Source organism: Syntrophorhabdaceae bacterium, from assembly GCA_035541755.1.
Classification (GTDB): Bacteria; Desulfobacterota; Syntrophorhabdia; order Syntrophorhabdales; family Syntrophorhabdaceae; genus PNOF01.
This window is the reverse complement of record DATKMQ010000059.1, coordinates 1-8,945: the sequence shown is the minus strand read 5'-3', so window position 1 is coordinate 8,945 and position 8,945 is coordinate 1. Positions and strand designations below refer to the sequence as shown.

Here is an 8,945-nt window from a genome sequence, read left to right as displayed (position 1 = left end):
CGACATTGAAGATATTGGCCTCTTTGTCCTTGTTGATGGCTACAATATTTTTTGCCCCCAGGCAGCCTGCCAAATGGGCCATGGCGCCGGAAAGACCAATGGCGAAGTAAATCTTCGGGCTGACGACTTTTCCGCTCTGGCCGACCTGGAGCGTGGCCGGAGCCCATCCCTCGTCGCACGCAACCCGGGTAGCGCCCACGGCACCGCCGAGTATATCGGCAAGTTCGCGGAGCTTGGCGAAGTCCTGGGCGTTGCCCATACCGCGTCCACCGGACACGACGATTTCGGCGTCTTCCAGTTTCACGCCTTCGACCTGTTCCTTAATCTTTTCTACGACCTTCACTTTCAGAAGTGAAGCGTCGAGTTTGTCCTCCACGGGAACAACCTTACCCTCACGTGCATCGGCGCGTTCTGCCGGGCCAAAGACTTTCGCCCTGACCGTAGCCATCTGAGGACGAGCGGCTTTGGACACCATTGTGGCGTGGGCGTTGCCGCCGAAAACGGGCCGAACCGCCAGGAGAGATTTTGTCGCGGCATCGATAGAGAGCGTCATGCACTCCATCGCAAGCCCGCCACCCAGACGGCCGTTGAGCCTGGGAGACAGGTCACAGCCTATGTCAGTATGACCGAACAATATGATAGCAGGGAGCGCCTTCTTGCAGAGATTTGCCGCTACCTGGGTATATGCATCAGAGTTGTACGCATCGAGCGCGGCATCTTCGGCGGTGTAGACAGTATCGGCGCCCAAAGCAATCGCCTCTTGCGCGAGTTCGCCCGCCTTGCTGCCCATTAGAAGAATACTCAACTCCTCGCCAAGATCACCGGCGAGTTTTCTTCCGGCCCCGAGAAGCTCCACGCTCACAGGGGATAGCTTTCCTTCTACGATTTCGCCACATATTAAAACACCTTTATAGTTATCCATGGAATTATCCTCCGTTATATCAGATTGGCGAGCTTGGAAGCCAGGTTTGTAGCGGCTTCACCGGGTGTAGCGCCGGTAACCATTTCGCATTCGACCTTGCGTGACGGTACGGTGAGGCCGACAACCTCGGAATGAGCGTTGGCCTTATCAACCGCGCTTGCATCGGCGCCGACATCGGCTGCCTTCCAGATCGGAATCACCTTCTTGCGGGCCATCATGAGCCTCATACCGGCAGGGAGACGGGGCATGCCGATTTCGCTGCTGACGGTGACGAGACTGGGAAGAGGGGCCTCTACTATCTCAAACCCGTCGCTTACGATCCTCTTGACTTTAACGCCTCCATCAACCCCTTCTATATCACAGGCGAGCGTGACAACCGGAATGCCGAGTATCTCGGCGAGGATGGAGCCGACCTGGCCCGCACCCCAATCTGCTGACTGGCGGCCGCAGAGGATGAGATCGTATGAGCCGACTTTCTGAATGGCTTTTGAGAGCACGTGGGCGATGCCGAAACTATCGAGGTTGTCGAAGGCGGGGTCGGACAGAACAAACCCGTCATCCGCGCCCATGGAGATGGCGTGTTTGACGATATCGGCGGCTTTATCCGAGCCTAAGCTCAGCACGGTGATCTTTCCCTTGAGCTTGTCTTTAAGCCTGCACGCAGCCTCTACCGCACGCTCATCGTACACACTGATCACCGGAGGTACCCCTTGAGGAGGGATCACCTGCTTGGTTTCCGGGTCGATCTTAAATTTGGCCGGTGGTATCTCGGGGTCAAGCACTTGTTTAATACAGACGATGATATTCATATAATCTCCTTTCCTGGTTAAGATTGTTTCATAGCTGCTTCAACAACTTCGATGAGATCTTTTGCCTTCAACGAGTCCTTAACACCTTTTTGTTCGATGCCCTCTTCAAGCATTTGCAGACAGTAAGGACATGAGGTCACCACCGTATCGGCTCCGGTTTTGATGACTTCGTCCATACGCACATGGTTGATTTTTGTGGTGCCGTGCTGTTCTTCTATCCACATGTGTCCGCCTCCGCCGCCGCAGCAGAAGGTCGTCTTTTTCGAGCGTTCCATCTCCTTTAACCTTGTCTTCGGGATACTCTCAATGATCCGGCGGGGTTCCTTATACACTTCATTATAACGGCTCAAATAGCAGGGATCGTGGTAGGCAATGAGGGAATTAGCGTCGCTCGCCAGTTTCAGTTTACCCTCGCTCAGTAGGTCGGCTATAACCTGCGTATAGTGGACCACCTGGAAAAAATCGCCGCCGTAGAGAGGGTACTCGTTCTTTAAGGCGTTGTAACAGTGGGGACAGGAGGTGATGATCTTTTTGATATTGTAGGTCCTGAATATCTCAATGTTTTCCTCTGCCGAGATCTGGAACTGGAACTCGTAGCCCGCTCTCCGCGCGGGATCGCCGCAGCACGGTTCCGCCTCACCCAACACGCCGAAATCGACGCCGGCTGCTTTGAGCACCTTGACGAGCGACAGGGTGGCGAGCACGTTACGGTCAATTAGTGCCCCTGTGCAACCCACCCAGAACAGGGTGTCCACGCTTTCGTCAGTTGCGCCGAGTATCTTCAACCCCATGTCATTCGTCCAATCTCCTCGTAATCTCAGCGACTGGGCGCCGGCCCAGGGATTGCCTCTGGTTTGCATGTTTCTTAACATGAGCTGGGCGCTCTCGGGCATCTTGTTCTGGGCAAGCACGAGATTTTGTCTCATCTGGATAAGCTTGCGCACGTGCTCGATGCTTACCGGACATACCTCCTGGCAGGCGCCGCAGGTGGTGCAGGCCCAGATTTCGTCCTCGGTTACCACATCGCCGATGAGATTCTTGCCCTGACCCTCCCCGGGTTGTGCTCCATTGGTCTGAAGTAGCTGAGGCCCGTCCTCAAGCAAATGGTCTTTGATGTGCCGGAGAAACTCCCTCGGCGACAGGGTCTTGCCGCTTGCCTGCGCGGGGCAGCCCACGTGGCACCGGCCGCATTTCGCGCATGCATACGTATCGAGAATATCCTTCCATTTCAGGTCCTGGAGCTTTGATACGCCGAGATCCACGGACCCTTCGCTTTCCATGGCCTCAAGGGCTTCGAGAGGAATGGGCTCAAGCACAACCTTGCGGTCGAGCGGCCGGAACAGAACATTAAATGCGGAGGCAAGCACATGGAGATGCTTGGACCTGGGTATATATATGGTGAAGACGAGGATCACCGTGTAATGAAGCCACCATGCCCCGTGGGATACGGCGATCAAAGTATCCTTAGCTATACCCGCGCCCGTGAGGAAGCCGGCTATGGTAGTCGTTATGGGAGGTAAGCCCGATGTCTCGCCTTGAGCGGCGAACGCAAAGCTCTCGATGGTGAGATGGAGCGCCATAAGGATGAAGACCAGGAACATGATAAAACCGGCTTCAATGCTTATTTCCAGCCTGGCGGGCCGGACGATGTAACGCCTGATGGCCGCCCATACCATCGCGAGCATAACGAGAACTGCCGCGATATCGAGAATCGATAAGAACGCTGTTTCGAAAGCGCCCCCCATGATAAAGGAGCGAAGGCCAAGTCCCTCGCTAAAACCGATAAGCACGATATAGCTTAGAAGAAAAAAGCTGAAGCCCCAGAACATGACCGCATGGCCGATACCGGCCAGGTCCTTTGCGGTAACGCTTTTCAGAGTGCACCACTGGGGGATAACCACTAAGAACATGTTCTTGATCCTCTCCCCCATTCTGTCAAAGCGGTTTTCCGGCTTGCCGAGGCGCATGAGGCGGTAGAGAAAAACCATCCTCGGTACAAATAAACCCATGGTGATGAGGAACATGACCCAGAAGATGACATATCCTGATATGCCAAAATAGGTCGCGCTAACTGGCGACATAACTACCTCCTGCGCGTTTATGAGGTCGTATAGCTCTCGTCATTCCTGCCGACACGTGTATCCGATAGATACATTCCCGCACGCCTATCGGAATGAATAAGGCTATTCTCCCCTGTTAGTACTTTTATTGTTTGCCGGTGCCTTCTCTTGTGAAAAAAATATCAAATCGTCTAATTCTTGTCAAGAGCAAATGAGAAAAAACAGGCGCGCCGTGGCGAGCCCCGTTCGAAGGCGCATTTCATGGCTTCGTTTTGTCTCCGAGCGAGCCCGCATTAAGTCCGTCGCCATGCGATTCGTGGGTCGCTGTTGGGCTATTCTGTGCTCATCGGTATCGGGTCATCGAGGCGATTAACCCCCAAGCCCCTGAGAGGTGCGGTTTAGGCCTTACATATGAATGAAGGCACGGGATAGAATCGAGTCCTCAAGGGTCAGTGATTTTGTCTTATCAAGCCTTTTTTGATTGCGCCAGGCGGGCCATAGCGTCCGCCACCTTTTCCACACCGTATTTGTCTATCATGGACGTAAGCCCTATTTCCACATCCTCTGGCCTCTTCTCTTCTTCCACTTCCTCTTCCTTTTCTTCATAGACGAGGACATTATTCACGCATACTTCAACGCACTTGGGCTTTTCCAGGGGCGGATCATTTTCGCACATGTCGCATTTGAGCGGAAGGCCGGAATCGGGCTCCTTAAATATGTCCCTCGATGGGCAGACAGCCCTGCAGAAATCACACTCGTCATATTCCTTGCCGTCTATCACGTATACGTCTCTGCCCATGCATTCGGCGGGTGTGTATTCGCCCGCAAACACAGGGAGCCATTTGTCCTGAAGTCGGTTAGTCAGGATCTGAATACGGGAACGGGCGGGGTTATTGCTGCTATATTTCGGCGTGGCGTGAAAGGCGGAGCAGACAATCTCACATCCCCGGCAGCCGTTGCATTTATCAGCATCTATCTTGATTCTCTTGATTATTTTCTTAATCCTGGCCATCTTTCAATATACCTCTCTTTTCTAAGTCTTCGGCAACATAGTCAAGATCCAATTCGTGTAATCTTTCTCTGGTAGGGACCCCGTCCATATTCCACCCCTTGAATGTGTAATACGTGTCAAGGAGGTTTTTTTCGAGATCGGGAAACCTTTTTTTCCAGTGGTCTTCCGGCGGTTTCTCGTCAGAGCGTGTCATACCCAATCTATTGTTGAGCGCCCGGTGCAAATTCCGGCTCCTGTTCACTATCTTCTTGAGACCAGCCTCGTCTAAATCAAGGCCGGTAGCCGCCGAAATGATCTTAGGATAATTATGTATGTGATATGGGGGCTTGAGACAGAATGAGGACATACCTGCGCACACACAGCAGGCGTCATCGATATTGTGCAACATCTCCATCCAATCGACGATTTCAGAGCATATATCGGGGGTAGGGTAGTATGGTATGCCCTTCTCTCCTGACTGTTCCCAGTTGAGGAGCCACTCCTTCCATTTAGGATCCGGGAGCTGGGGCCAGTCTTTTACGAACGCCTCTCGCTGCTCCATGGTGGGGAATGCGGCCTGCGGCCAATTTCCCTCGATCTGCGTGATGCTGATCTTTTCGTTTGTCGCGTACATAAGAAAATAGAGGGGGTCGAGCATAGAAAGCTTGAGAGGGAGCTGCTCATGTCTCTTTATGGTATTGTGGTCGAAGGCCTCGGCACCGTTCCCGATTGCCCGCGCAGCATAGTAGACCCCGTCGGCCAAAACATCCCCGATGCCTTCCCGATGAGCTACCCGATCTAAAAGCCAGACAAATCTCTCTCCTTTGTCGCTTGGAGCCCCTTCAAAATCCTTGTCGGTCAGGATACCCGCTTCGTACAGTTCTATGCCGAAGGCGATGATCTGCGGGGTGGAGAATGAATCCATCCCGTATTCTGTGGCACGTTGCAGGGTTCTCCACGCAAAATCCATACTGTCCTGATAGGACGCCATCGCGTAGGTAAGTTTTCCGAAGCATTTGGCCATATATCGAGGAGTATCTTTATAAGAAATAAGGGCGCCGCAATGTTGAGGGCAGTTAAAGCAGCTTATCAACCGTTTAATCCCTTCTTTCTGGACCCTCGGCCACTCTTCGGCGATTTCTTTGGTCCAGAAGCCCTTTCTTCGGGTGCGTGCATTTCCCCACATGAAGTTCTCGGTGTGCCACTTCTCGTCGGTATGCACCATCTCCTGGGGAGACCCGATGCCGGACAGAATCGTCATCACATCAGGGATGGGGTTTGTGTTCCGAAAGTTGATGTATTCGAGCATTTCCTTCATATGCTGCATGAACTCCTCGCCCCGGGCAAGATTCACGTCCTTGGTTCCGCGCACCGCCACCGCCTTTAATTTCTTGTCTCCCATAACGGCGCCACCCCCGAGCCGGCTTGCGCTGGAGCGACCCTGTTCTATGGAGGCAGTGAAGCACCTGTTCTCGCCGGCAAGTCCGATAGCGGCCACCTGGGCCTTGGGGTCCCTGAGCTCGTTCCGGATGAGGTCCTGGGTTTCCAGGGCGCCTCTACCTTTCAAGTGAGTAGCATCCCGTATCTCGACCTTATCGTTGTTGATGTAGATGTAGACCCAGTCGGGTGACTTGTTGCGAAAGATCACTTTGTCGTAACCGGCGTATTTAAGCTCCGCAGACCAGAATCCTCCCATCATGGGGTAGGCAAGCAAGTGCGATTGGGGAGAGATGAAGGTGACGATACTCCGATTGGCGCTGAATGCCGGCGTGGCATTGAGAACACCTGAACTGAATATTAACATATTTCCATCATCGAACGGTTTGGTTTCGGGGGGAACGCGGTCCCAGTGCAGTTTGACGCTCGTGCCGAGACCTCCAAGGTGAGTTTCCATCAATTTCGGGTCGGTCTCCACCCGCTCGATGTTTCCTGTGGCCAGATCAATTTCCAGATTATATCCTGTTTCTCCATATCTCATGTTACACTCCTCTAAAGTATCGCAGTGACCATGCCCGAACTGCTTGTAGAGCTTGTGAATTTTATCTCAAAAAGGGGCTCTGTGTCAATACCAATCTTCCTAAAAACACACCAATACATACCATAAGGGATATATCTAATACAGAATATACAAATTGGTACCGATAATCTATTGAGATTTCTCCAAAGATCATGGTAGTAAGAATATTGCGGTTGTCGGGCCTGAGTTTTTATGTCCCAAAAGGTCGATAGTCCGTAAGGTCGGGTGAGGGTTTGCATCGAGGTCTGTTACGAGGAATTATGGAACACGGGGGTTTATCAGTCTCCTTTGAGGATGCTCAAAGGATCGTCTTAGAGGCTGTCAATCCCCTTGGTTGTGAAAGTGTTCATCTTCTTGAGGCGTCAGGTCGTGTTCTCTGTGAAGATATCATATCAGACACACGTATACCTCCGGTGGACGATTCTGCAATGGACGGCTATGCGATTATCGCGGAGGATACCCGTGGGGCATCGCGCGATAGTCCGGTAAAGCTTAAGATAGTGGGGGAAATTCAAGCCGGGGGGTTGAGGGCCGACAAAAGGGTCCTAAGAGGAACGGCCATACGAATAATGACGGGTGCGCCCATGCCTGAAGGGGCTGATGCGGTAACCCGATTCGAAGATACCGAAGAACGGGGTGGTTGGGTCAGAATATTCTGCGAAACGGACAGATACAGTAATTACAGATTAGCAGGAGAGAACATCAACAAAGGTGATACGATTTTAAAGAAGGGCCATCGAGTAGGGTCCGCCGATTTAGGCCTCATTGCGTCACTCAACCGCAACCCCGTGGGGGTATACAAACAGCCGACCGTTGCAATTATCTCCACCGGTAACGAACTCGTTGATATGGGGGAAGAAATTAGGATCGGTCAGACGAGAAACATCAACGCCTACACGCTATATTCCGAAGTGAAGAAATACGGCGGCCTGCCCGAATATCTGGGGACTGCAAAAGACACGCCGGAAGATACCAGGGAAAAATTCCTAAGCGCGCTCGGATCGGATGTCACGATTTCAACCGGCGGCGTATCCATGGGAAAGTACGATTTTGTGAAAGAAATACTCGCGGACCTCGGTATCGGGATCCAGTTCGAGAAGGTCAACATCAAACCCGGGAGCCCATTTACGTTCGGGATTAAGGGTAACAAACTCTTCTTCGGCCTGCCCGGAAACCCTGTTCCCACCTTGACGTCGTTCATCCAATTTGTGAGGCCTGCGCTTCTTAAGCTGATGGGCGCCACAAAGATACATAAGCCGATGGTCCACGCATTTCTGGAGCAGGACATCGTATCCGTTCAGTCACATCATTTGATAAGGGGTCTCTTCACGGTGAGAAGTAACGAGTTTTATGTTTCAAAGACGGGCAATCAAAAGCCCTCGGTCCTTCGTTCCATGAGCGAAGCAAACTGTCTCATTGTCATCCCCGAGCATGTCACCCACGTGAAGGCGGGAGAGAAGGTCACGATTCAATTGATCGACCACGGCGAGACAGCGTAGAGATTCGAGAAGTAATCTCTCTTAATGATGAGGCGGATATTTAGTGCTGGCAGTTGTTACAAGGCTTGATGGACGAACAAGGTTTCCAGCTCATCATCAAAACTGCGGGAGATAGCAGATGGAACGCGAGGAATTACAATCTGGTGCTTGCTTAAAAAAATCACCGTTTCTCGTGGTGAAGCGCGCAAGCGACGGTGTTCGTGTCTATAGCAAATTGCACGGCAACCTGACGTCCTTTGATTTTGATGTGAGCCGGGTCCTTAGCGTATTTGACCCCGAAAACCGTGTCGAATCGGCGGCAAAGAAGATACCGGGCATGTGCGCACGTGATCCTGTGGGACTGATTCGAGAGCTCTACGAAAAACGGTTTTTGGTAGAGAAGGACACGAGTGCGGAAGACCTATTCTCAGAACATGTTCGAATAGTGAGCAGCAAGAATAGGATTCCTAAGGTCTCGAAGGTTACGTTCTTAGTGTCTGCCAGCTGCAATCTTACATGCAGAGGCTGTTACCATCATTTTTATGATTTTAAGAGCGCTGACATGGACCCCGACATTGCTGATCGAATCCTCACCGGGCTATTCCCTTACTTAAAGAAGAGGGGCGTGGAGGAGTTACTCATATCATTTCTTGGTTATGAACCGCTCT

7 protein-coding genes are annotated in these 8,945 nt (G+C 52.2%); 2 read left to right on the top strand and 5 right to left on the bottom strand.

Annotated elements, in window-relative coordinates:
* From VMT62_05270 to VMT62_05250, 5 genes are all read right to left on the bottom strand, one after another.
* Positions 1–922: electron transfer flavoprotein subunit alpha/FixB family protein (locus VMT62_05270; GenBank protein HVN95816.1), on the bottom strand; the 922-nt coding region annotated here is incomplete at its 3' end.
* A 14-nt stretch (positions 923–936) separates the two neighbouring features.
* Positions 937–1,731: an electron transfer flavoprotein subunit beta/FixA family protein gene (locus tag VMT62_05265; GenBank protein HVN95815.1), complete on the bottom strand. Its 795-nt coding sequence runs from the start codon at positions 1,729–1,731 to the stop codon at positions 937–939.
* 17 nt (positions 1,732–1,748) lie between these two features.
* The gene (locus VMT62_05260; protein HVN95814.1) at positions 1,749–3,812 is read right to left on the bottom strand and encodes a (Fe-S)-binding protein; all 2,064 of its coding nucleotides are present in this window, start codon (positions 3,810–3,812) and stop codon (positions 1,749–1,751) included.
* 445 nt (positions 3,813–4,257) lie between these two features.
* Entirely contained in the window at positions 4,258–4,803 is a 546-nt protein-coding gene (locus tag VMT62_05255) for a hypothetical protein (protein HVN95813.1), read from the bottom strand.
* Positions 4,790–6,760 carry an aldehyde ferredoxin oxidoreductase C-terminal domain-containing protein gene (locus VMT62_05250; protein HVN95812.1) on the bottom strand — a complete coding sequence of 657 codons (1,971 nt, stop codon included), beginning with the start codon at positions 6,758–6,760 and terminating at the stop codon, positions 4,790–4,792. Before VMT62_05250 ends, VMT62_05255 begins: the two co-directional genes overlap by 14 nt.
* Before the next feature lie 299 nt (positions 6,761–7,059).
* Here VMT62_05250 and glp point away from each other — a divergent pair, with 299 nt between their 5' ends.
* Together glp and VMT62_05240 are read left to right on the top strand one after the other, a co-directional pair.
* Positions 7,060–8,298: a gephyrin-like molybdotransferase Glp gene (glp, locus tag VMT62_05245; GenBank protein ID HVN95811.1), complete on the top strand. Its 1,239-nt coding sequence runs from the start codon at positions 7,060–7,062 to the stop codon at positions 8,296–8,298.
* A gap of 118 nt (positions 8,299–8,416) precedes the next feature.
* The coding region (locus VMT62_05240) for a hypothetical protein (GenBank protein HVN95810.1) at positions 8,417–8,945 on the top strand (529 nt) is incomplete at its 3' end.

Coding starts and splice junctions, on each gene's coding strand:
- VMT62_05265 (HVN95815.1), bottom strand. CDS start 1,731: ATGAATATCATCGTCTGTATTAAACAAGTGCTTGACCCCGAGATACCA.
- VMT62_05260 (HVN95814.1), bottom strand. CDS start 3,812: ATGTCGCCAGTTAGCGCGACCTATTTTGGCATATCAGGATATGTCATC.
- VMT62_05255 (HVN95813.1), bottom strand. CDS start 4,803: ATGGCCAGGATTAAGAAAATAATCAAGAGAATCAAGATAGATGCTGAT.
- VMT62_05250 (HVN95812.1), bottom strand. CDS start 6,760: ATGAGATATGGAGAAACAGGATATAATCTGGAAATTGATCTGGCCACA.
- glp (HVN95811.1), top strand. CDS start 7,060: ATGGAACACGGGGGTTTATCAGTCTCCTTTGAGGATGCTCAAAGGATC.